The organism is Cyclobacterium qasimii M12-11B, assembly GCF_000427295.1.
GTDB classification, from domain to species: Bacteria; Bacteroidota; Bacteroidia; order Cytophagales; family Cyclobacteriaceae; genus Cyclobacterium; species Cyclobacterium qasimii.
On sequence record NZ_ATNM01000072.1, the window covers coordinates 13,630 to 39,721 of the forward strand.

At 37.3% G+C, this 26,092-nt stretch carries 20 protein-coding genes and 3 pseudogenes; 6 read left to right on the forward strand and 17 right to left on the reverse strand.

Annotation, left to right across the window (positions count from 1 at the left end; translation table 11 throughout):
* The first annotated feature begins 1 nt into the window (after position 1).
* Both egtD and phnW read left to right on the forward strand, forming a co-directional pair.
* Entirely contained in the window at positions 2–934 is a 933-nt protein-coding gene (gene egtD, locus ADICYQ_RS07585) for an L-histidine N(alpha)-methyltransferase (RefSeq protein WP_020893558.1), read from the forward strand.
* A gap of 175 nt (positions 935–1,109) precedes the next feature.
* The gene (gene phnW, locus ADICYQ_RS07590) at positions 1,110–2,207 is read left to right on the forward strand and encodes a 2-aminoethylphosphonate--pyruvate transaminase (RefSeq protein ID WP_020893559.1); all 1,098 of its coding nucleotides are present in this window, start codon (positions 1,110–1,112) and stop codon (positions 2,205–2,207) included.
* Positions 2,208–2,586: 379 nt separating this feature from the next.
* Here phnW and ADICYQ_RS07595 read toward each other — a convergent pair whose 3' ends face one another.
* Positions 2,587–4,044, reverse strand: a complete 1,458-nt coding sequence (locus ADICYQ_RS07595) for a sialate O-acetylesterase (protein WP_040415079.1) — start codon at positions 4,042–4,044, stop codon at positions 2,587–2,589.
* A gap of 380 nt (positions 4,045–4,424) precedes the next feature.
* Between ADICYQ_RS07595 and ADICYQ_RS07600 the strand changes: the two genes are divergently transcribed.
* Positions 4,425–5,051, forward strand: a complete 627-nt coding sequence (locus ADICYQ_RS07600; protein WP_020893562.1) for a hypothetical protein — start codon at positions 4,425–4,427, stop codon at positions 5,049–5,051.
* A gap of 454 nt (positions 5,052–5,505) precedes the next feature.
* On the opposite strand, the gene ADICYQ_RS07610 is transcribed toward ADICYQ_RS07600, so the two are convergent.
* From ADICYQ_RS07610 to cysS, 16 genes and pseudogenes are all read right to left on the reverse strand, one after another.
* Positions 5,506–5,985 carry a hypothetical protein gene (locus tag ADICYQ_RS07610; protein ID WP_020893563.1) on the reverse strand — a complete coding sequence of 160 codons (480 nt, stop codon included), beginning with the start codon at positions 5,983–5,985 and terminating at the stop codon, positions 5,506–5,508.
* Positions 5,975–6,445, reverse strand: coding sequence for a hypothetical protein (locus ADICYQ_RS07615; protein ID WP_020893564.1), 471 nt, complete (start codon positions 6,443–6,445; stop codon positions 5,975–5,977). Before ADICYQ_RS07615 ends, ADICYQ_RS07610 begins: the two co-directional genes overlap by 11 nt.
* Before the next feature lie 645 nt (positions 6,446–7,090).
* Positions 7,091–7,999 carry a DUF2279 domain-containing protein gene (locus tag ADICYQ_RS07625; protein ID WP_020893567.1) on the reverse strand — a complete coding sequence of 303 codons (909 nt, stop codon included), beginning with the start codon at positions 7,997–7,999 and terminating at the stop codon, positions 7,091–7,093.
* Between the two features lie 363 nt (positions 8,000–8,362).
* Positions 8,363–8,617, reverse strand: coding sequence for a helix-turn-helix transcriptional regulator (locus ADICYQ_RS27625; RefSeq protein ID WP_020893568.1), 255 nt, complete (start codon positions 8,615–8,617; stop codon positions 8,363–8,365).
* A gap of 214 nt (positions 8,618–8,831) precedes the next feature.
* On the reverse strand, positions 8,832–9,338 hold the full coding sequence (locus ADICYQ_RS07635; protein WP_040415086.1) for a hypothetical protein: 507 nt from the start codon (positions 9,336–9,338) through the stop codon (positions 8,832–8,834).
* 715 nt (positions 9,339–10,053) lie between these two features.
* A complete protein-coding gene (locus ADICYQ_RS07645) occupies positions 10,054–10,587 on the reverse strand; it encodes a hypothetical protein (protein ID WP_020893570.1) in 534 nt (177 codons plus the stop codon).
* On the reverse strand, positions 10,577–11,047 hold the full coding sequence (locus ADICYQ_RS07650; RefSeq protein ID WP_020893571.1) for a GNAT family N-acetyltransferase: 471 nt from the start codon (positions 11,045–11,047) through the stop codon (positions 10,577–10,579). Before ADICYQ_RS07650 ends, ADICYQ_RS07645 begins: the two co-directional genes overlap by 11 nt.
* Positions 11,048–11,550: 503 nt before the next feature.
* Positions 11,551–12,339: a hypothetical protein gene (locus tag ADICYQ_RS07655; RefSeq protein WP_020893572.1), complete on the reverse strand. Its 789-nt coding sequence runs from the start codon at positions 12,337–12,339 to the stop codon at positions 11,551–11,553.
* A 230-nt stretch (positions 12,340–12,569) separates the two neighbouring features.
* Positions 12,570–12,953: a toll/interleukin-1 receptor domain-containing protein gene (locus ADICYQ_RS07660; RefSeq protein WP_161625584.1), complete on the reverse strand. Its 384-nt coding sequence runs from the start codon at positions 12,951–12,953 to the stop codon at positions 12,570–12,572.
* A 14-nt stretch (positions 12,954–12,967) separates the two neighbouring features.
* Complete coding sequence (locus ADICYQ_RS25865) at positions 12,968–13,576, reverse strand: hypothetical protein (protein ID WP_020893575.1); 609 nt, start codon at positions 13,574–13,576, stop codon at positions 12,968–12,970.
* Between the two features lie 516 nt (positions 13,577–14,092).
* Complete coding sequence (locus tag ADICYQ_RS07665; RefSeq protein WP_020893576.1) at positions 14,093–14,536, reverse strand: hypothetical protein; 444 nt, start codon at positions 14,534–14,536, stop codon at positions 14,093–14,095.
* Positions 14,537–14,718: 182 nt separating this feature from the next.
* A complete protein-coding gene (locus ADICYQ_RS30170; protein ID WP_081652316.1) occupies positions 14,719–15,060 on the reverse strand; it encodes a toll/interleukin-1 receptor domain-containing protein in 342 nt (113 codons plus the stop codon).
* Positions 15,061–15,221: 161 nt separating this feature from the next.
* Positions 15,222–16,061 (reverse strand): tetratricopeptide repeat protein, encoded by an 840-nt coding sequence (locus tag ADICYQ_RS07670; protein ID WP_161625585.1) that lies wholly within the window; start codon positions 16,059–16,061, stop codon positions 15,222–15,224.
* A gap of 969 nt (positions 16,062–17,030) precedes the next feature.
* Positions 17,031–18,185, reverse strand: a complete 1,155-nt coding sequence (gene galK, locus ADICYQ_RS07675) for a galactokinase (protein ID WP_020893579.1) — start codon at positions 18,183–18,185, stop codon at positions 17,031–17,033.
* A gap of 27 nt (positions 18,186–18,212) precedes the next feature.
* The gene (locus ADICYQ_RS07680; RefSeq protein ID WP_040415092.1) at positions 18,213–19,166 is read right to left on the reverse strand and encodes a M28 family peptidase; all 954 of its coding nucleotides are present in this window, start codon (positions 19,164–19,166) and stop codon (positions 18,213–18,215) included.
* Positions 19,167–19,193: 27 nt separating this feature from the next.
* A pseudogene (cysS, locus tag ADICYQ_RS07685) lies at positions 19,194–20,689 on the reverse strand (cysteine--tRNA ligase).
* 158 nt (positions 20,690–20,847) lie between these two features.
* On the opposite strand from cysS, the pseudogene rimP reads away from it, so the two are divergent.
* The 3 genes and pseudogenes from rimP (at position 20,848) to infB (ending at position 25,659) form a co-directional block, all read left to right on the forward strand.
* Positions 20,848–21,317, forward strand: a pseudogene (gene rimP, locus ADICYQ_RS07690) (ribosome maturation factor RimP).
* Between the two features lie 5 nt (positions 21,318–21,322).
* Positions 21,323–22,567 (forward strand): transcription termination factor NusA, encoded by a 1,245-nt coding sequence (gene nusA, locus ADICYQ_RS07695; protein WP_020893584.1) that lies wholly within the window; start codon positions 21,323–21,325, stop codon positions 22,565–22,567.
* A 70-nt stretch (positions 22,568–22,637) separates the two neighbouring features.
* Positions 22,638–25,659, forward strand: a pseudogene (infB, locus tag ADICYQ_RS07700) (translation initiation factor IF-2).
* Positions 25,660–26,092 lie beyond the last annotated feature (433 nt).

Here is a 26,092-nt window from a genome sequence, read left to right on the forward strand (position 1 = left end):
TATGACAAACACAAACTTCGAGAAAGACATTCTTAAAGGTCTTAAATCAGAACCCAAACAACTTTCCTCCAAGTATTTTTACGATGAAAAGGGGTCTGAAATATTTCAGGAAATCATGCAGATGGATAGTTATTATCTGCCAGGCTGTGAAACCGAAATTTTAACCAAAAAGAGCCAAGAGATAATCGCTCTACTTCCGAACACTACTTATGATGTAGTAGAACTTGGGGCAGGAGACGGTACTAAAACGGCCATATTTCTGGACGCATTATTAAAATCAGAGAAAAAAATAAATTATTTGCCTCTGGATATTTCACCAGAAATTCTTGAGGTTAACAAAAAGTTTTTAATAGAAAAATTTCCAGACTTAAACGTATTGCCTATTGCAGGTGATTACTTTGAAACACTGGAAAAAATCAAGCCTCGGAAAAACCCTAAAATTGTGCTTTTCCTGGGTAGCAATATTGGTAATTTTGAAGGTGAAAAGGCCGTAGCATTTCTACAATTTGTTCGTCAATATTTAGGTGAAGGCGATTTATTTTTGCTAGGTGCAGATTTAAAAAAACATCCGCATACCATTTTAATGGCTTATGACGACCCTGAAGGAATAACAAAAAGGTTCAACTTGAACCTCCTTCACCGCATCAACAAAGAATTAAAGGGAAGTTTTGTTTTAGAAAATTTTGATCACTTTGCAAGTTACGATCCTCTAAGTGGTACCACCAAAAGCTTCCTTATTAGTAAGGTAAAACAAAATGCCCAAGTGGCTGGGCAAACCATTGCCTTTGAAAGAGACGAACCTGTGCACATGGAGATCTCCCAAAAATACAATATCACTGACTTGGTTCAATTGAGGGAAAATGCAGGGTTTAAAACTGATCATCATTTCACCGATAGCCAAAGGTATTTTAGCATAAGTCTTTTTGCCTATTAAATAGGCAGTCCATTGGTTCCTTTTGACTGAAATAAGGTGAAAAAGAGAGATAATCCCAGACGGTGCGCATGGCCCACTTTCTGGGATTTTTTCATTAATAATATGCCTCTTTAACAGGAACCAATCTCAAGATCAATTATATTTGATTGAAGAAACCACCGAAATTTACTTTTAAATGATACCTGAAAATCCTTATTTGCTGCTTACCCCAGGCCCCTTGAGCACTAGTAAAACGGTTAGGGAAGCCATGAACCGTGACTGGTGTACCTGGGATGAAGACTACAAAACAATCGTACAAAATATCCGAAGCTCTTTACTCGACTTAAGTAATGGTGGAGATCCTTACACTACCGTTTTGATGCAGGGAAGTGGCACTTTTTCAGTTGAAGCTGTCCTGTGGACTTGTTTGAAGCCAAAAGACAAAATTTTGGTGATTTCAAATGGTGCTTATGGCAAGAGAATGGCTAAGATTGTTTCCTTGATGGGCATTGGTTTGGAGGTTTTGGAAATGGAAGAGCACTTACAACCTGATCCTGAAAAAGTTAAGGAATTGCTAAAGCAAAATCCGGACATTAGCCATATTGGGATGGTTCACAGTGAGACCACCACAGGGATGCTAAATGATTATGCGTCAATTGCCTTGCTGGCGGAGCAATACAACAAGTGTTTTATTCTGGATGCCATGAGCAGTTTTGGAGGAATACCGCTTGACATCAAGTCTCCTAAAATTGATTTTCTGATCAGCAGTGCCAATAAATGCATTCAAGGCGTGCCTGGTTTCGGTTTCATTATTGCCCGAAAAGAAGTGCTTCAAGCATGCAAAGGCAATTCAAAAAGCCATTCCCTGGATCTTTACGACCAATGGGAAGCCATGGAAAATGACCCTGGAAAATGGCGTTTTACCTCCCCTACCCATACGGTAAGGGCATTCTTACAGGCACTGGAAGAGTTGAAAGAAGAAGGTGGTATTTCCGCTAGGTACAAAAGGTATGTCAGTAATCACCAGACCTTGGTAAAGGGAATGAAGCAGTTGGGAATAGAAGCCTTTCTTGCAGAAGAAAATCAGTCTCCTATTATCACCGCCTTCCATGAGCCTTCAAGCCCTGACTTTTCTTTCAACAAATTGTATCATTTGCTTAAAGAAGAAGGCTTTGTAATTTACCCAGGCAAAGTGTCTAAAGCAGCAACTTTTAGAATTGGGCATATTGGGCATGTCTTTCCTGAGGACATACAGAGGCTAATCATTGCTTTCAAAAAAATTAAATTTTGGTAATTACCCCCGAAATATGGAATAGACCTTCTATTACGTGATCAAATCACGAGGACCCCTATTGCGTAATTCTATCTAACACTTTAGCCTCTACTGTTAAAAAATTAATCCTATTAAAATAAGATTCAATGTTTCAATTTCATCAGCCCAGAATGGGCGTAATATCTCAGCCACGGGTGCAGCCCGTGGTTCAATGAATGTATACTAAATGATTTTGGCGGTATTGTTGCCTTTTTTTGCAACAATGCTGACAAAATCTCTATAGTTCGCTTGATTAAATTACATTCTTCCATTCCTCGAATCCTGTTTAACCATAAAAAAACCTCTGGACTGCTGCATTATTAAATGCAGCAGTCCAGAGGTTTTGTTTTATTAAGCTAGCTTATTTTTTACCATAAGTAATGCCATTCCAATCATCCGTTCTGAATGGATTAGCAGGGAGCCCTTCTTTATTGTATACATTCACATCATCAGGATTGTCCGCCCAACCGTATCTTACTGCTACCGGATTTTTGATGTCTCCAGTCTCTAAAACGACTTGATCGCCGTCTTGCTGTCCTGATACCCAATGGAATTTCTTGTCTGAACCTGCCACTGCAAATCCTTTGACATAACCATATTTATCATTCACCACTAAACCTGAGCCGATATGATCAAAGCTTATACGGATTTGGTTTCCCTGGATCTCCATAGACTTATAGGTAGGTCCACTGTAAACCACATCCATATCGTAAGCGATTTTCTTGGCTCCTTTTGCAAGACGTTCTCCTACTGTCCATTTGTCTCTAGGGTGAATATCTCCCGCTTCACCTTTATCGATGATCACCGCCTGTGCAGTATTGGGAAGAGACAAGGTCATGGTTTGTGCCTCTCTTAACTCTGCCCAGTCACTGTCCTCAGGATCAGCTTTTGGTTGTTTGAAATTGGCCAATTGTACCCAAAGAAATGGGAAATCTCCCTGACCCCATTGGGCTCTCCAGTCTTCAATCATTAAAGGGAAAATCTCCCTGTATTGGTAAGCCCTAGAGGCATTAGATTCACCCTGATACCAAAGTGCACCTTTGATCCCAAATGGGATTATAGGTTCAAGCATTCCATAAAACAAGCTGGTTGGCCAGCTGTTTGGACTCTTTTGTTTTAGGTCTGGATCAGAAAAATCCTTAGGCCCTTCAGTCTGGTTTGTGGTGACTCTTTCTTTGAAATCAGCATGCGTCAACAAAGCATCTGCACTTGTCCATGCTTCTGAAAGTGTACCTCCCCAGTTGATGTCCAGGAGTCCTATGGCTACATCCATGTCTGACTCAATTCTTCTGGCAAAATAATAACCAATGGCTGAAAAATTGGCCACCGTCTCAGGAGAACAAATAGACCACTTCGCTTCAGGAACTTCTTCTATCTCTTCTAAACTTAGGTTTCTGCCAACTTCAAAAAGTCGGATATTGGGATGGTTTGCGGCTTTGACACTGTCTTCACCACTAATTGTCTTTATCAATGGCCACTCCATATTGGATTGGCCACCAAGCAACCAAACATCACCCATCATAACATTTTCCAAAACTTTGGAATCTTTTTTGGTATTGATGGAAAGAATATAAGGACCTCCTTTAGGGAAAGCATCCATTTTCAGCATCCACTGTCCTTCTTTATCTGCTTTTACACGGTATTTTTTACCTTGAAAGGTCACATTGACCCACTGTTTTGGGTCTGCTTTACCCCATACAGGTATTTCCTGGCCTCGCTGTAATACCATATGGTCAGCAAAAACCTTAGGCAATTCTAACGCTGCCTTTACCTGAAAGAGGATCAGGAACAATGCAGCAAATAATACTATTCTTTTCATCGTATTTGGATTTGGTTATTTTTAAAAAAGATTTGATAATATACGATTTTTGCCCTAAAAAATCATTCATCAAAGCCCATTAGGCAAGCAGGGTTTTTTATTAAAGTACAATTCAAGGTGATAAATAAGGCGCCAATAAAAAAAACATTGCTAAAAATCGATGGCTTCTCCCTGCCCCTTTTGCCTCATAGAAGAAATTGAATTCTGCTTTAATCTTATTGAAACTTATTTATTAAAAGGCTAAAGCTCAATTTTAAAAACCTTCACATTATTTTGAACTAAGTTTGTTTTTAAATAAATTTAAACTTAGTTCAGGGCGATTATTGCGCTACATAATTTAGATTTTTCTCAATAAAAGAAGCTCAAATTTACTATTGGTTATGAAAAAAGTAGCATTAGCAGCAGCCATTTTAATAGTTACCGGAATAACTGTCTTTGCCCAAAACAATAATAATAGCTATTCCATAAAGGGAAGAAAATCAATTGGTCTGGGGACGGCCCTAAATAATACAAAGTATTTACAAGGCAACAATAGCCTTTATACGGAAATATTTTTTGATTATGGTCTTGGTAAATTTATAAGTACCGGGGTATTTGTTGGTTATCAAAAGAGGCAATATTCTTTTTTATCAGTATTTGATTCAAACAATAAAAGTTTAAACTATGATCAAAATTTTATTCCTTTAGGATTAAGAGCTACAGTACATCTTTCCTCATTCTTGAGTGATCAATTACAACTTAATCTTAAGCCAGAGAAATGGGATGTTTATGTGAGGTATTATGCAAGTGTAACCTTAAACTCCGTAACGGATAAGTTTGACAGGAGTGGTCATTTGCCTGAAGATCAAATTAACTACATGTTTTATCGAACAGATGAGGATCTCAATTATTCTGCAGGATTATTGAGCGGAATTGGTTTTTACCCCATCAAAAATTTAGGCTTATTTTTTGAAGGAGGCTACGGGCCTATGGGGAATTACAATGTAGGTATTGTGGCCAGGTATTGAAAAGCTAAAGGCGATTATTACGGATTATGAAATAGGATTTTCGGACTCCATCGAGAAGGGTGTCGTAGGGGACTAGGCTGATCTAGCAGCTAGAATATTTGGTTATTGTGTGTCGTTTTTAGTTCTTTGAATCACTTTGTAAATAACTGAAATTGGTATTCCAAGTCCTAGAATAATTGATACCAATTTGGCTATTCCATAAATCACAAATAATCTAAGACCTACTGTAGTGTTGCTGTTGTTTACTTCATTTATGTAATCCTTAACCTCCTGGTAATTATGAAGATAAGAATACAGATACAACGAGCATAGGCCAATAATGAATAAAAAAGTTAACGCGAAAATCTCTGTCCATTTCATCTGCTATCGGGATTTAAGCCTTAGATGAATTCTTTTAAATGTCCTTTTAAACTTTCAAGCCCTACAATATCATTCAGATTCTTGATTACAGTTCTTAATCTATTGCTTCACTAAGCTTAACATCCTTTTCAAGCTTTGTTCTCCATTCTTCTTGGCTTGACATGGTGTCACATAATTTCTCATGAAAATATACTTGGTACCAAATTTCCTTTTGAAACTCACAAATATTTTCATATACCTTCTCCGAATGAATCATCAACTTCATAATAAATTCATCTTTGGGATCTCGGTGATTGTTAATTACTTGACTAAGCCTAATTGGTGTAATATTAATATCCTGAGCAAAGTGATTTTGATCATCATAAATTGGTTGCTCGATATACGCTTTCATTTTTAATTTAAGCTGCATGAGTTTTGCTCGAATAATATGCTCTTTAGACAAATTCTTCATTCTTATTAATCGCGCTTCCATTAATGATGCCGCTTCTGAATCTCGTTCTTTCTTTGAATTGTACCTTGAATCTAATCCATATTCAGCATCTGCAATAAGATCCTTATTAGTTTTACTTTTCATGGTCATACTGATTAATTAAATCCAAAATTTCAGGCACCTCTATGCTCAAAGTCATACCCGTTAATTTCATATTGTATTTGTCAATGTAATGTTGGGCAATTTGACTTTTTGGTCTTAAGGATACACAGGCATATTCAGCATATTCCTTAACGGCGATTCTAGCTGCATACGCGATTAAGTTTCCAGCTATTCTGTCAAACTGTTTTTCTCTTCCTATATTACCTTTTGAAAGGGTTAAAAGTCTAATGTGCACTCGCCACTCTTCTGGGATTTTTTCTAAGGATATAAGCCCTATAATTTCCCTTGTTCTTGATAGTTGTAACTTATATACTTCATAAGCTTTTTCTTTTTTCCAGTCAAAGAAAAAACGACTCTTGCTAAGCGTTTTATAGTCTCCATCTTCTACGGGATTTATCTCAACGAAATGACTGTTCCCTGAAGAGGTTTCTATTACATTCATACGATCAATATACGAAATTGTTTACCAAAACCGGAAACAATAAGGAATAAGTATCCATTTTTTGGAAATATTAATGGGTCGTCAAACTGCAGTTACGCAAATTGCGAATTCATTCTTGTTTGGAAATGAGATTGTAGACCAGCCCCTGACAGATAAGAAATAAGTCCATTAGGCCCTGATTAAGGATAAAAAGTGTCTTTCCAGGTTATAAAGGCAATTGTTCAACCCACTCTGGGGTTGGACAATTCAGGGAATATTTCCTATCCACGGGTGCTACCCGTGGTTATTATTATTGAAGCCCCTCAGGCTTCTTGAATATCAAATAAGCCATATTCCAAAAAATATCTTCTCAATAGGGATGGGCTTTAGCCCATTTTTAAAAGTCGGTAATACAGCATCCGGCTTTAGCCAAAATTTAGGTATCAAAAGGGTTAATATTGAAATGAACATTGCCAGAGGGAAGGAAGCGGTAAACTATTTAATCTAGGGGGTCAACATATTCTATTTTACAAATTGCAAACCATCCCCCATAGTAAACCATAAGGCCACGAACTGGCCCCTGAGCCTGTGGTCCCTGAGCGGAGTCGAAGGGTCGAAGGGTGCCGAAGGGTTCAGGCAATCTTGCTTATTTATTAGGCATAAGTTTTAGAAGTAAATAGGTCTAAACGTTATTCCATCAACCCTATTAATTTCAATAGCAGGAAAAGGTATTTTAATAAGGTTGATCGACTTGAACACCATTTTCACCCATTTCTTATTAGTATGAATCTTTGTGAAGTCAATGTCTAATGATAAAATGTATTGCCGGTATCTTTCTAAATCAGGAAAGGGCTCACCCTGATAATACTTAGGGTTTTCAAACTCATATATCATACCATTTGCACTGTATCCAAATGCAATATTGATCCATGAAGGTATTTTTTCCGATCCAGTAAGCTTCTTTAGGTTACCAGAAAACCAATAAGTATGGGCATTGTAATCTAAAAAAAATCGTTCTAAATGGGATTCGCCAAGATGCGTATGGTAGTTGGGGTATATGCTGGGAGAATAGGAGAATTTCATAAGAAAAACCTGTTCGTCAAAAGCTGCTTCCTGGATCACAAATAGGGCGGATCCGAAAGTGTTTGCAATCATGTCGGACCAGGAGAAGCCCCACCCTTCATACATCCCATCAAAAACTTCTATTGGTGTTTGAAAAATCAAGCCTATTGGACCTCCATATATCAGTGCTTTTCTTTTACCTACACCTGCATTTCTCAGGGCGTAATAAGCTGAAGCACTTTCTCTATATGCACCAAAAGCATGTCCAAACTTATCCATTTGCAAATACCCTTTTGAGTCATCGTAAAAATGAAAGGGAACACGTTCATGATCTTTGTACCAGATATAGTTCAAGAAAGAAAGCCCTGCCAGGTAACTGCCCACTTCAATCCCAATTGCAGTATTTAAGCGCTTTTTGTCAATTGAATCAGGGTATGAATTAATATACTCCTGCTGAGCAACAGTTCTTAGAGAGGCAAAAATCAACAATCCAATAAGGCATATAATTTTCATAACCAAGGCTTAACCTTTCTAGAACTTAGTTTGGTAGTAAATTTTTTAGACAATTATGCCTTATAGCGTAGCATCTGTTGGCGACTCACCCAACTATCACCTTAAAAGTAACAACAATAAGTTTATTATCAACACTTTACCCCTCCAAATCTTTACTTGATCAGGCATCAAGGCATCCTAGCCATTGCACCTATTTAGTTAAAATCGAAAGTTAATCCGGTCAGGTCGTAAAAATTAAGAAGGAAACATTTCCCTATACGATGATCCGGCCCCTGAGCCTGTGGTCCCTGAGCGGAGTCGAAGGGTGTCGAAGGAGACTAGGCTGTTCTAGCAGCTAGGATGCTTAGTTATTGATATATCGTTTTATAAAGACAACAACCTTTCATAATCGTATTTGTCATATTCTTTAGTATTTTCCTTACTTAATTTTGCTATTTCATTTTTAACCTGTACTCTATACCAATACTCAGGCTTTGTTCGGGAGAATGAACTAATTTTAAGTACGACTTCAGAATTTAGCTTTCTTTTGCCGGTTAAATATTTATGAAGGTTACTGTCTTTCATTCCAAAATATTTAGCTAAATCCTTTTTGGTAATGTCAAGTGCTTTTAGGTACATTTTCACAAAATCCAAAATTTCAAGAACCTCATCTTCTTTAATTTCATCCTTATCAATATAATCTTCCAGCTTATACTGAATAGATAAAAGTTTATTCTTTATTTTCTTTCTTTAGACTGATTGTCAGAATGCTTTTTAATAAACTCATCTACTTTGCTGAGTTTATCCTCGTTCCATATGTCTTTAGGTAAGATTTCAATATTTTTCATAGCTTTTATTTTAAATATTCGCTGATGAGGTTTTCACTACCCTCAGGTAGAATAATCATGGTTGTTGAATTGTCTAATCTAACTGCGTTGTACTTTTGACTATACATATTCATTAGTTTTATTTCATCTTCTTCTCTTTCTTCGAGTACATCAAAAGCAAGATATCCTTCTTGACCATTAATAAAACTTTGTCTACAAGCATATGCGATTAAACAACCAGCGACTTTCTCATATTTTTTTTCATTGCCTCTGTTATGGGGTGCAACTTCAACAAATGCCATATATACCTGATAGGGACTTTTAGTATTTATGATTAAACACCCCTCTATTATTTCAGGTGTTTTGTCAGTTGTTAAAACGTAAGTCTGGTAGTCTTTCTTTTTGGAATGTTTACTAAAATTAAATCTCCACCCATCAATTATTGAAGGCAATTTAGATTTCCCTTTCGTCACTGAATAAATCTGGGATTTAATCTGGGATTTTGTTTCTACATCGAGGATCTTTACATCCATTTAAAACACTTTTGAGAGTCAAAGATACAATAATTATACATTATGTACAATTAAATTTTAAATGAAGCGATAGGCAAAAGCCTTGAAGTTACATGCAAATTTATCACTTTAAATGTAATACCAGTAAGTTTATTATCAGCACTTTACCCCTCCAAATCTTTACTTGATCAAACATTAATGCATCCTAGCCTTTGCACCTTTTTAGTTAATATCGACAGTTAATCCGGTTAGGTCGTAAAAAGTAAGAAGGAAACAATTCCCTATACGATGATCCGAACCCTGAGCCTGTGGTCCCTGAGCGGAGTCGAAGGGTCGAAGGGTGTCGAAGGGGACTAGGCTGGTTTAGCAGCTAGGATGCTTAGTTATTGTGATGCTTTTTTAGTTCTTTGAATCACTTTGTAAATAACTGAAATTGGTATTCCAAGTCCTAGAATAATTGATACCAATTTAGCTATTCCATAAATCACAAATAATCTAAGACCTACTGTAGTGTTGCTGTTGTTTACTTCATTTAAGTAATCCTTAACCTCCTGGGAATTATGAAAATAAAAATACAGATACAACGAGCATAGGCCAATAATGAATAAAAAAGTTAACGCGAAAATCTCTGTCCATTTCATCTGCTATCGGGATTAAAGCCTTAGATGAATTCTTTTAAATGTCCTTTTAAACTTTCAAGCCCTACAATGTTCATTCAGATTCTTGATTACAGTTCTTAATCTATTGCTTCACTAAGCTTAACATCCTTTTCAAGCTTTGTTCTCCATTCTTCTTGGCTTGACATGGTGTCACATAATTTCTCATGAAAATATACTTGGTACCAAATTTCCTTTTTAAAACTACAAATCTTTTCAAATACCTTCTCAGAATGAATCATTAACTTCATAATAAATTCATCTTTGGGATCTCGGTGATTGTTAATTACTTGACTAAGCCTGATTGGTGTAATATTAATATCCTGAGCAAAGTGATTTCTTGTTGAATAAATGGTGTCTACATATATTTTTAGGAAATCAGCAAAGTGATTTTGATCATCATACATTGGTTGCTCGATATACGCTTCCATTTTTAACTTTAGCTGCATGAGTTTTGCTCGAATAATATGCTCTTTAGACAAATTCTTCATTCTCATTAATCGTGCTTCCATTAATGATGCAGCTTCTGATTCTCGTTCTTTCTTTGAATTGTACCTTGAATCTAATCCATATTCAGCATCTGCAATAAAATCCTTATTAGTTTTACTTTTCATGGTCATACTGATTAATTAAATCCAAAATTTCAGGCAGCTCTATGCTCAAAGTCATACCCGTTAATTTCATATTGTATTTGTCAATGTAATGTTGGGCAATTTGACTTTTTGGCCTTAAGGATACACAGGCATATTCAGCATATTCCTTAACCGCGATTCTAGCTGCGTACGCTATTAAATTCCCCGCAATTCCGTCATACTGTTTTTCTTTTCCTCTGTTATCTTTTGAAACGGTTAAAAGTCTAATGTGCACTCGCCACTCTTCTGGGATTTTTTCTAATGATATAATCCCTATAATTTCACTTGTTCTTGATAGTTGTAACTTATATACTTCATAAGCTTTTTCTTTTTTCCAGTCAAAGAAAAAACGACTCTTGCTAAGCGTTTTATAGTCACCATCTTCTACGGGATTTATCTCAACGATATGACTGTTCCCTGAAGAGGTTTCTATTACATTCATACGATCAATATACGAATTTGTTTACCAAAAACGGAAACTATAAGGATTAAGTATCCATTTTTCGGAAATATTAATGGGTCATCAAACTGCAGTTACGCAATTCTCGAATTGCGAATTCATTTTTGTTTGGAAATGAAATAGTAGACCAGCCCGTGACAGCATACCCAATTATTAACTAAAAGGAGTAAACTACCAGCGACTGACAGATAATGAATAATACCCTTAGGTCCTGATTAAGGATAAAAAGTGGCTTTCCAAATTATAAAGGCAATTGTTCAACTCACTTTGAGTTTGGGTATTTAATGGATTCTTAGCGGTCCATGGCTTGCCACCTGTACATATTGCAGTTGAAGCCCATCAGTTTTCTTGGATAGAAACTGAACCACAATTCCTAACACTTCAATGTTTCATTGAAGTCTACCCTGAACTTTCTCAGGGTTCAACATTGCATTCAGACTAGGCTATTACAGCCGTCAGAATGCTTAGTTATTAGCTGCTGTTTTTCATTCTCCAATTATATTTTTGTCAACGAATCTGCTTTTCCATCTTTTCCATGGCTCCTCTTGACTTTCGGACCTGTCCAGCTTGTCGGTTGAGTTCTTGTTAATAATATTGTCCCAGTCAGAGTCGGTAAAGTATGAATTGGCGCAATCAACATCAAATTTTTGTCGGATAAACAATGAGTGTTCTTTAAATCTAAAGTCAGGCACAGGATAAATGAAAGGAAGTATCACGGGATTTCCAGAATTGTCACGAAAGAAGTAATCGAATTTGCTAACAAATGACTTCTCTTTTTCCCAATAATCAGAATTAATCTCGTCCATTAATTCCATGTCCTCTGTTTGAATATAAACAAAGCTTTCAAACTCCTTAAAGTTTGTCATGAAGAGTTTCTTTACTTTTACAAGTGTGTCTTTCTCCACTTTCTCGTTAATAAAATCACGCCCTCTTGGGGCTGCGGTATATAGTCCTGTTAGTGCAACAATGATTGATTTTTCAACATTCTCCCAAGTCGAGTATTTTAGAAAAAGGTAGAGCCACTCAGGGAACTCAATACAGAAGTAGTATCTGAATTCATAATTCATTGCGTTTAGGTTTCCATTAACATACTCCCATGTCTGTCGATTACGCTCTAATTCTTTTTTGTCCGTTGGATAAAAAGTGAATAATGAGCTATTCCCCGTTCTTATCATTCTCACATTTTCCACTTTCTCCAAGAAGTCAGCAGGTTTCAAATATGCTACTTCATGTATCTCGGTGTTAAATATTTTAATTGTCTTTTTTTCTGCCATATGTCGGAGGGGGAAATTTTATTAGAAAAATTCCCGGCAACGGTTTATGTAAGTGGAGTATGGGTTAAAAGTGATGAACTTTCAATTTCGCACGGAGCCAATTCGTTTATTCATAATTTCAAATTTTCGGTCAATCGTCAATGAGGAATTGGACGTGTTGCAACGAAGAACTGTTGTTGAATTACCCGCTGAAACCCGCATTACATTTACATTTTGTTACCAACTGGGTTTTATATTTCATTTGATTTCAATTCTGGTAAGTTCCCCAATTTCGGTTTTTTATATCTAGGAACATTCAATATTTTTCTAATCAATTCTTCTTGTTTCAATTTGTATATATCTTCATCAGAAAAATCCAATGAAAATTTTGTCTTTAAGTAACTGGGTAAAGAGTCAGTCAAGTTTTTATCATACTTCCTTATTATTGATATGAATTTATTTGATTTTTTCTTGTCGTAAAATTCTCCAGTTATAATTGTATTTTCAACACCAACACCTCCTAATCTATCATTTGATTTTTTAGCATAATTTGGAGTGCAAACCATTATTACTTTATCAGATTCTCTAATACCCGTTTCCATAAATTGATGTAAATCATTATTAAATCTGTCCAAATCCCATTCGTCAATTAATACATCAATTCCTTTTTTATTAAATCAGAGGCCAATTTTAAAACCCAAAATCTATGTTCATCATCGTCCCAGGAATATGAAAAGAAAACTTTTGGATTATCTTGTCTTTCCTCAATTTGCGTTATTACTTGATTCTTTTCTTTGTCAAATCCTTGATGTTTAAGTAAACCTTCAAAGTCATATGAAATAGAATATTTAATGTTATTAGCAAATTCAATTATATGATTTAGGATATTTAAGTCAATATTCATTGAACCAAAAACGACAATACTCTTGGTTTCAAAATCGACTGATATTAAAGTAAGTTGTTTATTTGCTTTTGCAAGTCTTTTTGAAATGTGCTTAAAAGTCCGTGTTACAAAAACGTAGTTGTCAATTGTATGTCTTTTGAATGTTGGAGTTTTTGACATGAAATCCTGAATTCGCTTCCCTCCAACTGGTAATGTAGAATCCGAAGGTTTTAAAATTATTTTTCTTTTGTCAACAAGGTTTTTTATTAATAAGGACCCGAAATATGTATGTCCTGAATAAACCCAAATATCTTCATTGATTTTGCGATTTAAGTAGACTTCGAATTCTTCTAAAAAATCATATACACTGTTCATTTATTCTGTGTTTTTAACCTTGTTGGGTAGAGTAGAGCCTCATAGCCTACCTTATTTAATTAGCTATAAAGATAATAATAAGGAGCAGAGAATCAGTAACCCTTCATCAAACCGTACCCTGTTAATTACAGGGCAGGCTATGAACTTTTCGCTCATAAGGCTTATCGATAGCCTTCTTTATTTACTTTTCATAGGATTCTACCCAGAATTTGTAAAATTCATCTGTAACTACGTCACCCATTATGACTCCTGAAGACCATTGCACTTCACATTCCTGTTACTCCATATGATGTTCCACTAAAAATAACTCAAAAAACAATCTGGCTGGTTTACGAGCACTACTAAACAATCAATTCGTCTACTTTTTGACAATTTTAATGCCTCCTAACTCCCTTAACCAACCAAAAAAACCTATCCAATCCCCATAACAGAAGGCTACCAGAGGCTGAGTCCAACATACGCTACAATGAACCGAAGTCTTACTTCGCATCATTGTAGCTTAATTGTTAGGCAACGTTATTTATCGTTTCCTTTAATTTTATCAATTACTTCCGAAATTTTATCCAATAATTTAGGGTCAAAATCTTCGCTTTTTTGACCCATAAACGAGGATTGATTACTTATATTCCAGTCCCTGAATATATCTTTTAATTCCTCGGTTTCAATTCGTTTATTGAAAACTTGAAGATAAAATTTACCAAATGATATTGCGTGAATTCTATCTGCTATTTTCATTGTTTCGTTCATATAAGATTTTCCAAGATTAAACGAATATTTCGATGATGCAATTAGAAGAATAATAATAAGCGCACTTTTAATTGCAAAAAAAATTGTTTTACTCCAATTTTCCTTTTCTCCAAAATCAGCTAAACCTGGATTTGAAAGCCAAATAGTTCCAGCAACGCCTGCGATAAGTGCTAAAAATCCTAAACCGTACCAAATAATGGCATATCGTTTCATATTAGTTTCTTTTGACTGTAAATCTATCAACGTTTGAGAAATATACTCTGGTGCAGAAGACTCAATTTTTTCCTTAACTTCTTTCTCTTCTTCCTCAATAGCGAATTGTTTTCCGTAAAATGAATTAATTGCTAATTCAATTTCTTTCGCAAGCGTTTTAGAATTACTTTCAGTTGTTCCGTCTATAGATATCCCTCGGATATTTTGGATTGAGTTGGGTAATGTTTCGAATGAAATATCTGGAAAAAAACGGGAATAAACAATTTACGAAGGTTCGAATGGACTGAATAATTTCGTATTTGAGAAAGCTCATTAATGAAATAGTTAGAATTTAATGACTTATTAGAAATTAGAGCAATATGAATATCCGCACTTTGCATAGCTTTTTTGATGGACATATTTATATCGTGTCCAACCTCAAAATCACTCAAAATAATTTCGTGTCCGTTATTCACTAAATTTCTCATTAACGAACGCACGAAGCTGTTGTTTTCTTTTGAATGTAAAATATATATTTTCGCCATCGATGTTTGTGGTTTTTCCTAATGTTGCCTAACGTTATTATAAGAATAGTGCGGATTTAACCGCTGCTACCCTTGATTACGTTACCAAAGATAACAAATTGAGAAAGCGTTGCAAGACCCAAATTGCTCGCATTATTTTTATAAATTGTTGCCAGTAGTTTTTAATTCTCTATCGTAATATTATGCTCTTTTGCTTTTTTTTCAATCAAATCTGTTTTATTCAATTCTGTAAGTTTTGAAATCATAATTCCCATTAATTTTTCACTATCCATTGCATAATCAGAGTTCGTGTCAACATATATCCGATGTGCAATAAATAAATTGTCCAAAGCATTCTCATAATCCTCTGTTACAAATAACATTTTCGCTAATCCAAAATAACCTTCTGGATTATCAGGATATAGAAATTTAAGTTGCTTATAACTTTTGATTGAATTATTATCATCTTCTACAAAAGAATAGGAAACCGCAATGTTTAAAAGGGCAACGTCTCCTTCTGGGAATATTTCAAGCGATTTCTTGTAATATTTTATTGCAGATTTATAATTTTCCAGTCTCCGATATGAAATCGCTAAATGGTCAATCGCATATACAAATCCGTTTTCTATTTTAATCGCTGATTTAAATTGTTTTATAGCATTCTTATAATCATCTCTTTCCATAAAATCATTGCCCTTATCAAAATGCTCATTTGCTAATTGATTGTCCGATCTTTTATAGAATTGGCTTTTTTTGTCTTCGATTTTCAATCGCCTTACATTGTAGCAGGAACTTGGAAGCATATCAAACGCCTCTTTTAAAGTCCCTCTAATTCCTTCAATGGTCCCAATTTGCTTTCTTTCTTCCATAGTTCCCTCCATCATCACTTTTGCCATTGCAGCAGTAATACTTGGTTGAATACTGTCTTGTAGAATACTGTAATTATCAATCGAATCCAGATACTCACATGCATTTATAGCAATCTTTTCTGAAAGAGTCTGCCCTTGCAGTATTGAACTCAAAAGTATGTTTAAAGTCAACGTAATAAAATATCTCATATGACTTATTTAAATCCTACAATTAATAGCTATTTGTTTGCAGGGTGTTTCTCAAATTACTGGCAACATTTGTATAAAGCTATGTTTTGCTGGGGAGTTACTTATATATCTATTATATCCCCACTAAACTAACTAAATACTTCTATATAAAAAACCCTTTACAGCCGTTCAACAGGCCTTTTTTTAGAAAATTGATAGGTTAATACGCATTTTGCTCTATCCGTTTGTTAAACCTTTACCAACGATTAACAAACGGATAGTGCCGGAAAACGGATGTGTTTAGGTATACTCAAGATTTACCCCCAAATAGCCAATTGCCCTTCTATTGCCTGTTGAGATCTCCTCACTAGTGATTTCAACCCTCCATGCGAAAACTCAGAAAATGCTATTACATTCGGGGTTAAATTAAAATAACCACCAAAATTCCAATTCAAACCATCATTTTACCGAAATACTTCAGTTTAAAAATTCTCTTTTGTCAGTTTTTGGTCAAATGCTTTGGTTAAAACCTAAAAAATGCTGCCAAAAAGGCGGAAATTCCCTGCTAAAAGCTAATACTTATTAGCTAAAACCTAATGTTTTCCACCAAAAAACTGAAATAGAAAATAAAAAAGCTGATAGTTCCGAGCAATGAAGTACCCCTCCCCACTTCTGAACCTTGAAAATTTGAGCGTATCCAAAGACTTTTCCTGAAATTTTGTCCTATTTTCCGATTTACACCCTATTTTCTGTCAGTTTTTGGTCAAAACTATTAGGTCTGAGTTGAAAAAGATTAGTTCGGAAGTGGAAAATTCAATAAAAAATATTCAAGCTTGTCAGTTTTGGGTACCCTACCCCTGTTTTATGGTGAGTAATTGAAGTTATAAACCCCAATGGGTAAGTTCTGAAGTACCCTAGCCCAGTTCGGAAGTACCCCATAGGCTTACAAAATGCCTATAAATCTATAATTCCCGTACCATCCGCAACGTTCACCTCATAGCTTTCCATTTGCCTATTGAACTTGTCGGCATAGTCGGCTGAAATGGAGGCTATAAATTCATCTTTATTGGTTTTCTTGATCAGGTTTAGGGTACATCCTCCAAATCCGCCACCCATCATTCTCGCTCCCAAAACATAGGGTAATTCCCTGGTATAGTCCACTAAAAAATCAAGTTCGGGACAACTCACTTCATAATCAAGGGAAAGCCCATCGTGAGAGCCGTAAAGGAACTTGCCTACCGCTACCAGGTCCTGCTTGGCCAGGGCCTCACAGGTATTTATCAGGCGTTCATTCTCCTGAATCACATAGGCACAACGTTTGTAAACCACAGCAGACATTTCTCCTTTTGCCTTGTCCAGCATTTGTAGGCTTATGTCCCGAAGGCTATTCACCTCCGGAAAATGTTTCTTGATCTGATTTACGCCTTCCTGGCATTCCTCCCTCCTTTGGTTATAGGCAGATTCAGCCAGGGAATGGGCTACTTTGGTATTGCAAAGGATCAATTGGTATTCTCCCAATTCCAATGGGAAATAGGAATGCTCCAAGGAACGGCAATCCAAACGGATGACCTGGTCTTGCTTGCCCATCATGGAAGCAAACATGTCCATGATCCCACATTTAACGCCTACAAATTCATGTTCTGCCTGTTGGGAAAATTTTAATAATTCGAGCCTTTGCAGTTTTAGATCAAACAACTCATTCAATCCAAAGCCCACGGCGTTTTCCAAAGCAGCGGAAGAGGAAAGTCCTGCGCCTATAGGGATATCCCCACCAAAGACACAGTCAAACCCTTCCAGGCTTTTACCAGCCTTTTGAATGGCATTGGCCACACCCATCACAAAATTCACCCAGCCTTTGGCAGGTTTCAAATCGTCCAGAGAAAAAGTCTCCTCTTCCTGAAAGTCGATAGAATAAACACGACAATTCCTGCTATTATTTTTGGCAAAGCCAAGGTATATGGCCTTGTCGATCGCTGCAGGCAACACAAAACCCTCATTGTAATCGGTATGCTCACCTATTAGGTTGATCCTTCCCGGAGAGCGAACAATCAAGGGTTTCTGTTGGTATTTTTCCTCAAAGGTTTTTGCAATGAGTGCTGGAATGGTCATGGAAAATAGGAAGTAATATTAAAATTTCTATTCTTGAAAAAGCGTAAACAAAACAGTTTGCCCAACTACAGAAAGCGTCTTTTTATCGATGATATCCATATTGTCCTTATGGGTATGGTGATAAAGACCAAAGCCAAAATCAGGGCTATACTCTATTATGTTTATCATTGGAATATTGGCATTCTGATTGACAAAAAGGTGGTCATCGGTGATGGCCTCAGCATTTCGCATCTGGAAGAAGTCTCCAAAACCCAAATGGTGGGCCTGACTCCAAACCTTGTCTACTATGTTTTTGGCATATTGCACGGAATAGCCCTCTTTATAAAACCTGGCATTTTTTCCCCCGACCATGTCTACAAGAATTCCATAATAAGCGGAATAACCTTTGACATGAGGCGTTTTGGACCAATACTGAGAACCCAGACACCACCAAATTTGGCTGTTATCCCGGAAATTCCTGTGATCTGGCTCCCCATCATCTTCCCCATCGAAGAAGATAAAATCTATGCCTACATTGGGCTGAAGGGTGTCTGCATGCAACACACGCGCAATTTCTAACAGAACAGCAACACCACTCCCTCCATCATTGGCTCCATCTATAGGAACGTCAAGGTCCTGCGTATCTTTATCGGCTATTCTTCTCGTATCCCAATGTGCACCAAGTAATATTCTCTTGGATGCCTCAGGTTTGTAACTCGCAATGATATTTCTCAATTGGAATACTTTGCCATCATACGCTTGGTCCTCAAAAGCCTGCTCGGTCACTGTTAGCCCAAAACCTTCCAGCTTTTCAATTATCCAGTCGCCTGTGAGCCTATGTGGCTCAGTGTTTGGCACCCGAGGGCCAAAATCTACTTGCTGCTGAATATAAGCATACGCAGAATCTGCACTAAATTCAGGTGCCTTCTGGTACGTTTTTACTTCTGAGGATTTATTTTCGTTGCTGGTCTTTTCACTACAAGCCCCTACATATAGCAGCAGCCCTAGAAATAAAACCCTAACCTTTTATTATTCTTCATATGCCCAATCTACACTATTCTTCATGTCCTTAATTATCACGCCAACTCCTTTTAAGGCCGCTCTAATTTCATCTACTTTTTGATAATCACGCGCTGATTTAGCATTGCTATACAGGTCAATGATTACTTTTAATAACTCATCCTGGTTATCCCCTTTTTCTTCTATCAAACCCAAAATCTCTTTAATAAAGACATTAAAAGTTTGAATCAATTTATCATAAACATCTCTACCCAACTGAGCTGAATGCAATTGACCCGTATAAAGACTGTTAATTTTTTCAACAAGTTAAAGAGATGGCCGATGGCTTGAGCTGTATTGAAATCATCATTCATGGCATCAAAGGCAGCGGCAATACTTTTCTCAATTTGGGCCACATTGTTTTCGTCAACAAGCACTTCAGGATCTGCTTCATACTTTAGTTGCGAAGTTATTCTAAGCCCATTGATTAATTTCTTGTACCCTTTTTGGGCAGCTTGCAAGGCTTGGTTAGAAAAATCTAGCGTAGAACGGTAATGTGCCGTCAATATAAAGTACCTAACGGTCATGGGACTGTAGGCTTGCTCTAGTTTTTCATGATCTCCATGGAACAATTGCTGCAGGGTGATGAAGTTCCCGAGGGATTTACCCATCTTCTGCCCATTAATGGTAATCATATTGTTGTGCATCCAGTACTTGGCTGGATCGGTATGATGACTGGCATTGCTTTGGGCAATTTCACATTCATGATGCGGAAACATCAGGTCCATTCCACCACCGTGAATATCAAATTTGTCTCCCAGGTATTTAGAACTCATGGCAGTACACTCCAGGTGCCATCCAGGAAAACCAACACTCCATTTAGACTCCCAACGCATCAGGTGTTCAGGAGAAGCTTTTTTCCAAAGGGCAAAATCCACTGGATTCTTTTTCTCAGATTGACCGTCAAGTTCGCGGCTACCGCTCATTAATTCATCGACAACCCTTCCAGACAATATGCCATATTGCTTTTCTTCTTTATTGTATTTCAAAACATCAAAATACACACTGCCATTGACCACATAAGCCAAGCCGTTGGCAATTATTTCATCAATAAGTTTGATCTGCTCAGGGATATGCCCTGTAGCACGTGGCTCTATACTTGGCCTGATGGTATTGAGCAATTCCATATCTCTATGGTAAGAAGAGGCATATTGCTGTGCCACCTCCATGGGTTCGAGTTGTTCAAGCTTGGCTTTCTTCGCTATTTTATCCTCTCCTTCGTCGGCATCTGCTTCCAAATGACCCACATCAGTAATATTTCGGACATAACGAACTTTATAATCCAGAAATCTTAGGTACCTAAAAACAATATCAAAAGACACTGCAGCCCTGGCATGCCCAAGGTGTGCATCACCGTAAACCGTGGGTCCACAGACATACATGCCTACATTTGGGGGGCTAATGGGTTCAAAAATTTCCTTAGTTCTGGAAAGGGTATTGTATATTTTTAACTTTTTTGATTGCATGAGGCAAATTTATCAAACTTTCAATACTTTTTTTAGGAAAATAATTTTATTACATTTGTGCCTGAGTTAATTCATGACAACAGAGGGGACACACAGTCCCCTCTTTCATTTATTGATCATTTGTGGAACAAAAACCATAAGCAAGTAAGCAAAAAGATATGAATTTGAAGCAAACGATAGAAGAAATAGTGGAAAAACACCTGCCTGACAGCAGCCATTTTGTCGTTGATGTACAAATTGTTGAAAAGGGCAATAAAAAATCTTTGCACATTTTAATTGATGCTGATAACGGCATAAATATTGATGCTTGTGCTGTGGTTAGTAGAGCTGTAGGTGAAGAAATAGAAGCTAAAGAGCTGATGGATACTGCATATGTAATGGAGGTTTCATCTCCGGGAGTAGATTTTCCGTTAAGTTCTAGAAGACAGTATGAAAAGAATATCGGCCGAAATTTGAAAGTAACCCTTGAAGAGGGTCAGGTAACGGAGGGGAAACTCACTGAAGTAGACCAGAGAGCTATTCAGTTAATGGTGAAGAAAAAAGAAAAGGTAAAAAGGTTGTTGAAGAACCAGTCAGCATATCTTTTGACCAAATAAAGAAATCAATTGTATTAGTCTCTTTCAAATAAAAACAATGGATGCTAAAATTCTGATTGAATCATTTGCAGAGTTTGCAAGATCAAAAAATGTGGATAGACCAACAATGATCCGCATTCTCGAAGATGTATTTAGGGCGATGATTCGTAAAAAGTATGAAACTGATGAAAACTTTGATGTTATCATCAATGCGGACAAAGGTGATTTAGAAATCGTAAGGATTAGACAGATTGTTGACGACAACTCTGAGGACATCTGGGATCATGATAAGATTAGTTTGGCTGAAGCCAAAAAAATTGAACCAGATTTTGAAATCGGTGAAGAGACTTATGAAAAAATAGAGTTAGAAGATTTTGGTCGCAGAGCAGTGATGATGGCCAGACAGACGCTAATCCAGAGAATCAAAGATTTGGAAAAGGATTTACTTTTCCAACAGTATGAGGAGCTGGTAAGTGAAATTATAACTGCAGAAGTTTATCAGATACTAGGTAGAGAAATTCTACTTATGGATGCTGAAGGCAATGAATTGATCATGCCAAAATCAGAGCAAATACCAAAGGACAGGTTTAGAAAGGGAGATTCTGTCCGGGCAATTGTTCATAAAGTGGAAATGATCAATGGTAATCCACGTATTATTCTTTCGAGAACTTCACCAATATTCCTGGAAAGGTTGTTTGAAAATGAAGTTCCTGAAGTATATGATGGTCTAATTACCATTAAAAAAATAGTAAGGGAACCAGGTGACAGGGCCAAAGTAGCGGTAGAATCTTATGATGACCGTATTGACCCAGTTGGAGCTTGTGTGGGTATGAAGGGTAGCAGAATTCATGCTGTAGTGAGGGAACTACAAAATGAAAACATAGATGTTATCAATTACACAGACAATCTTGACCTGTATGTTTCCAGAGCGTTAAGTCCTGCAAAGGTTACTTCACTTCAATTGAATGAAGAAGCCAAAAGGATTTCGGTATATTTGAAGCCTGATCAGGTTTCCTTAGCCATAGGTAAAGGTGGGTTTAACATTAGACTTGCTAGCCGACTGGTGGGATACGAAATTGACGTATTCCGAGAACTATCTGGTTATGAAGATGAAGAAGATGTAGATCTGTCTGAATTTTCTGACGAAATTGAGAGTTGGGTAATAGGGGAGTTGAAAAAAACAGGTTTAGATACCGCAAAAAGTGTATTGGCTTTGACCAAAGAGGACCTTCTTAGAAGGACCGAATTGGAAGAAGAAACAATTGCCGATATATTTAAAATATTAAAACAAGAATTTGAATAGCAAATAACGACAGATAATTCGTTATCCCCTTTATATTTGCATTATTATAAATACAGGAATAGGTATTAGTATGTCAGAAGAAAAAATGATGCGATTAGGCCAAGTAGCCAGAAAACTTAACGTGGGTGTTTCCACCATCGTTGAGTCTATGGCCAAAAAGGGCTTTGAGGTAGAAAGCAATCCGAACTCGAAAATTAGTTCGGAGCATTATAGTATGCTTGCCAAAGAGTTCAAGTCTTCTGCCCAAGAAAAGGAAGAGGCCTCCCATCTATCTATAGGCAAAAGGCACAATGAAAACTTTACCATAAAGGCAGAGTCGGATTCTGAGCTTGAAAAGGAAATCAAAAAACCAGAGCCAAAGAAGCCGGTTACTCCAGCCCCTCCAGTAGAGGCCAAAAAACCTGTGGAAAAAGTTGCTGACAAAATATCGACTGAAGCACCTAAACTACAAGGAATTAAAGTAGTTGGGAAAATTGATTTGGATGCCAATAAATCCAAGCCAAAACCGGAGCCAGTTAAGGAAGTGGAAAAAACCTGCTCCTCCAAAGCCTGTAGCTGAAGAACCAAAACAGCCAGCGCCAGCGCCAAAGCCAACACCTGAACCTAAGAAGGAACCAGAAGTCAAAGAAGAAAAAGCCGCGCCACAAAAAGCCGAGGCAAAACCGGAAACGACTGCTCCTAAACCTACTCCTGCTCCAGTAATACCCGAAAAACCTGTGGCAAAAACTCCTGCTCCAAAAGCAGAAGAAAAAAGCACTCCTCCAGTAAAAGCACCAGAAGCAAAACCTGCTGCTCCAAAGGAGGCTCCTGCCCAACCTAAGCCTATTACTGAAGATAAAGCAACTAAAGAACCGGAGAAACCTATCGAAAAGACTGAAGACAAGGTGATTTCTGCTAAAGCAGAGTCCCTTAGGGGTTTGACTGTATTAGGGAAAATTGAACTTCCTAAAGACAAACCAAAGAAAAAATCCAAACCAGTTGCCTCCTCTGATGAGCGCAATAAGGAGAAGAAAAAACGTCCGAGAAAACGGATTGATAATCGACCTATCAAAGCCGCAGAAGGAGCGAGACCTACAACACCTGCCAATAGAGGACCAGGTGGGCCAGGACAAGGCGCTGGAGCCAGAAAAGGCAACAATAGAGGTGGTGTTGGTAGACCAGGAGGAAGAGGACAAAATCCTCGTTTCCAAAAAGAGGAACCAACTCAGAAAGAAATTCAGGATCAAATCAAACAAACACTTGCAAGACTGCAAGGTGGTGGACGATCTGGTGGAAAAAACAAAAACAGGAGAGACAAGCGCTCGGACAGAACGAAAGAGGTTAGCGAAACTCCTGAAGAAAGCAAAATATTACGTGTAACGGAATTTATTTCCGCAAATGACCTGGCATCCCTAATGGATGTTACAGTAAATGAGGTTATCTCTGTTTGCATGGGACTTGGAATGTTCGTTTCGATCAACCAAAGATTGGATGCTGAAGCAATTACTATAATTGCAGATGAATTCAATTATGATGTTGAGTTTACGAAAACCGACGAAGAAGAGACTGAAGTCATCGAGGAGGAAAATGAAGATACACTAATAGAAAGAGCACCGATTGTCACCATTATGGGACACGTTGATCATGGTAAGACTTCCCTACTGGATTATATCCGTAGAGCGAAAGTTACCCATGGTGAAGCAGGTGGGATCACCCAGCATATTGGTGCCTATGATGTACAAACATCAGGTGGACACAAAATCGCATTCCTAGATACACCAGGTCACGAAGCATTTACTGCCATGCGTGCAAGGGGTGCAAAAATCACGGATGTTGCCATCATTGTAATTGCGGCGGATGACAATGTCATGCCTCAAACAAAAGAAGCAATAAACCATGCTCAGGTAGCTGGTGTTCCAATGATCTTCGCTATTAATAAAATAGATAGGCCAAACTCCAATCCAGAAAAGATTAAGGAAGAATTGGCCAATATGAACCTTCTGGTAGAAGACTGGGGTGGTAAATATCAGTCTCAAGACATATCTGCTAAAACAGGTGCTGGTATTGACGATCTATTGGAAAAAGTATTGCTTGAATCTGAAATACTAGAGCTCAAAGCAAATCCAAATAAAAACGCTGTCGGTACAGTAGTAGAAGCCTCCCTTGATAAAGGTAGGGGTTATGTATCTACAGTAATGGTACAGGCAGGAACATTACATGTTGGTGATATCATATTGGCTGGCCAACATCACGGTAGGGTTAAAGCAATGTTTGATCACTTGGGTAAAAAACTCGATGCGGCAGGACCTTCCACTCCAGTACAAGTACTTGGTTTAGGTGGTGCTCCTCAAGCAGGTGATGTATTCAAAGTGTATGACTCTGAAAGAGAAGCAAGAGAAATTGCCAACTCCAGAGAACAAATACAAAGAGAGCAAAGCTTACGTACCAAGAAACATATCACATTGGATGAAATCGGTAGACGATTGGCCATTGGTAGCTTTAAAGAACTTAACATCATTATCAAAGGTGATGTGGATGGTTCAGTAGAAGCATTGTCTGATTCCTTACTGAAACTTTCTAAAGAGGAAGTAAATGTAAATATCATTCACCATGGCGTAGGTCAAATCTCCGAATCTGATGTATTGCTTGCCTCCGCTTCTGATGCGATCATCTTAGGCTTCCAGGTAAGACCTTCTGTCAATGCAAAACGTCTTGCCGAGCAAGAGGAAATTGAAATCAGACATTACTCCATTATTTATGATGCCATCAACCAGATAAAAGATGCCATCGAAGGTATGCTTGAACCTGAATTTGAAGAGGTGATCACAGGTAATATTGAAGTAAGAGAAGTGTTCAAAATCTCTAAGATCGGAACAGTCGCTGGTTCTTATGTTACGGATGGATATATCAACCGTAAAAACAAAATCAGAATTATCAGAGATGGTATCGTAATTCATGAAGGTGAAATCAGTGCCTTGAAACGATTCAAGGATGATGTTAGCGAAGTGAAATACGGCTACGAATGTGGTGTATCCATTAAAGGATTCAACGATATCCAGGAAGGTGACACCTTCGAAGGGTACAAAATGGAAGAGATCAAGCGTAAAAAATAAATAACAAGTTTATTACCATTAAAGGGACAGCGTAAAGTTGTCCCTTTTTTTTATCTATAATTATGGAAACAGTAGCCACCGGCATAGACATCCTGTTTTTATTCACCCTCCTGGGGACGATTCTAGGCCTAATTAGACCAGTAATAGTACTTTGGTTTATGCACCGCTTCAATAGGCTCACAGTGCTTAAATTTTACGGTATCCCTGCAGTATTCATGTATTTCGTAAAGCTAGTCTTGGTCCATTGGGCCTGAAATAAGCGGAAAACACATCCCGCTTTTTCAATGCTTCATTTTTCAAATTCACAATTAAAAATCTTTTATAAGAAATTCTGATGGGGGATTTGCTGCAAAATGCAATTTTAACCCTTTCTGGTATCATTGAAATAGGCTGAGGAAATTAAAACTCAGGTACGCATTCATCAGTCTTGAAA

Bases quoted from the DNA above. Each gene is read 5' to 3' on its own strand.
- phnW (WP_020893559.1), top strand. From the start codon at position 1,110: ATGATACCTGAAAATCCTTATTTGCTGCTTACCCCAGGCCCCTTGAGC.
- ADICYQ_RS25865 (WP_020893575.1), bottom strand. From the start codon at position 13,576: ATGAACAGTGTATATGATTTTTTAGAAGAATTCGAAGTCTACTTAAAT.
- ADICYQ_RS07655 (WP_020893572.1), bottom strand. From the start codon at position 12,339: ATGGCAGAAAAAAAGACAATTAAAATATTTAACACCGAGATACATGAA.
- ADICYQ_RS07665 (WP_020893576.1), bottom strand. From the start codon at position 14,536: ATGAAACGATATGCCATTATTTGGTACGGTTTAGGATTTTTAGCACTT.
- ADICYQ_RS07615 (WP_020893564.1), bottom strand. From the start codon at position 6,445: ATGAATGTAATAGAAACCTCTTCAGGGAACAGTCATTTCGTTGAGATA.
- galK (WP_020893579.1), bottom strand. From the start codon at position 18,185: ATGACCATTCCAGCACTCATTGCAAAAACCTTTGAGGAAAAATACCAA.
- ADICYQ_RS07650 (WP_020893571.1), bottom strand. From the start codon at position 11,047: ATGAATGTAATAGAAACCTCTTCAGGGAACAGTCATATCGTTGAGATA.
- nusA (WP_020893584.1), top strand. From the start codon at position 21,323: ATGGATGCTAAAATTCTGATTGAATCATTTGCAGAGTTTGCAAGATCA.
- ADICYQ_RS07635 (WP_040415086.1), bottom strand. From the start codon at position 9,338: ATGGATGTAAAGATCCTCGATGTAGAAACAAAATCCCAGATTAAATCC.
- ADICYQ_RS07600 (WP_020893562.1), top strand. From the start codon at position 4,425: ATGAAAAAAGTAGCATTAGCAGCAGCCATTTTAATAGTTACCGGAATA.
- egtD (WP_020893558.1), top strand. From the start codon at position 2: ATGACAAACACAAACTTCGAGAAAGACATTCTTAAAGGTCTTAAATCA.
- ADICYQ_RS07645 (WP_020893570.1), bottom strand. From the start codon at position 10,587: ATGAAAAGTAAAACTAATAAGGATTTTATTGCAGATGCTGAATATGGA.
- ADICYQ_RS07595 (WP_040415079.1), bottom strand. From the start codon at position 4,044: ATGAAAAGAATAGTATTATTTGCTGCATTGTTCCTGATCCTCTTTCAG.
- ADICYQ_RS27625 (WP_020893568.1), bottom strand. From the start codon at position 8,617: ATGTACCTAAAAGCACTTGACATTACCAAAAAGGATTTAGCTAAATAT.
- ADICYQ_RS30170 (WP_081652316.1), bottom strand. From the start codon at position 15,060: ATGGCGAAAATATATATTTTACATTCAAAAGAAAACAACAGCTTCGTG.
- ADICYQ_RS07610 (WP_020893563.1), bottom strand. From the start codon at position 5,985: ATGAAAAGTAAAACTAATAAGGATCTTATTGCAGATGCTGAATATGGA.
- ADICYQ_RS07625 (WP_020893567.1), bottom strand. From the start codon at position 7,999: ATGAAAATTATATGCCTTATTGGATTGTTGATTTTTGCCTCTCTAAGA.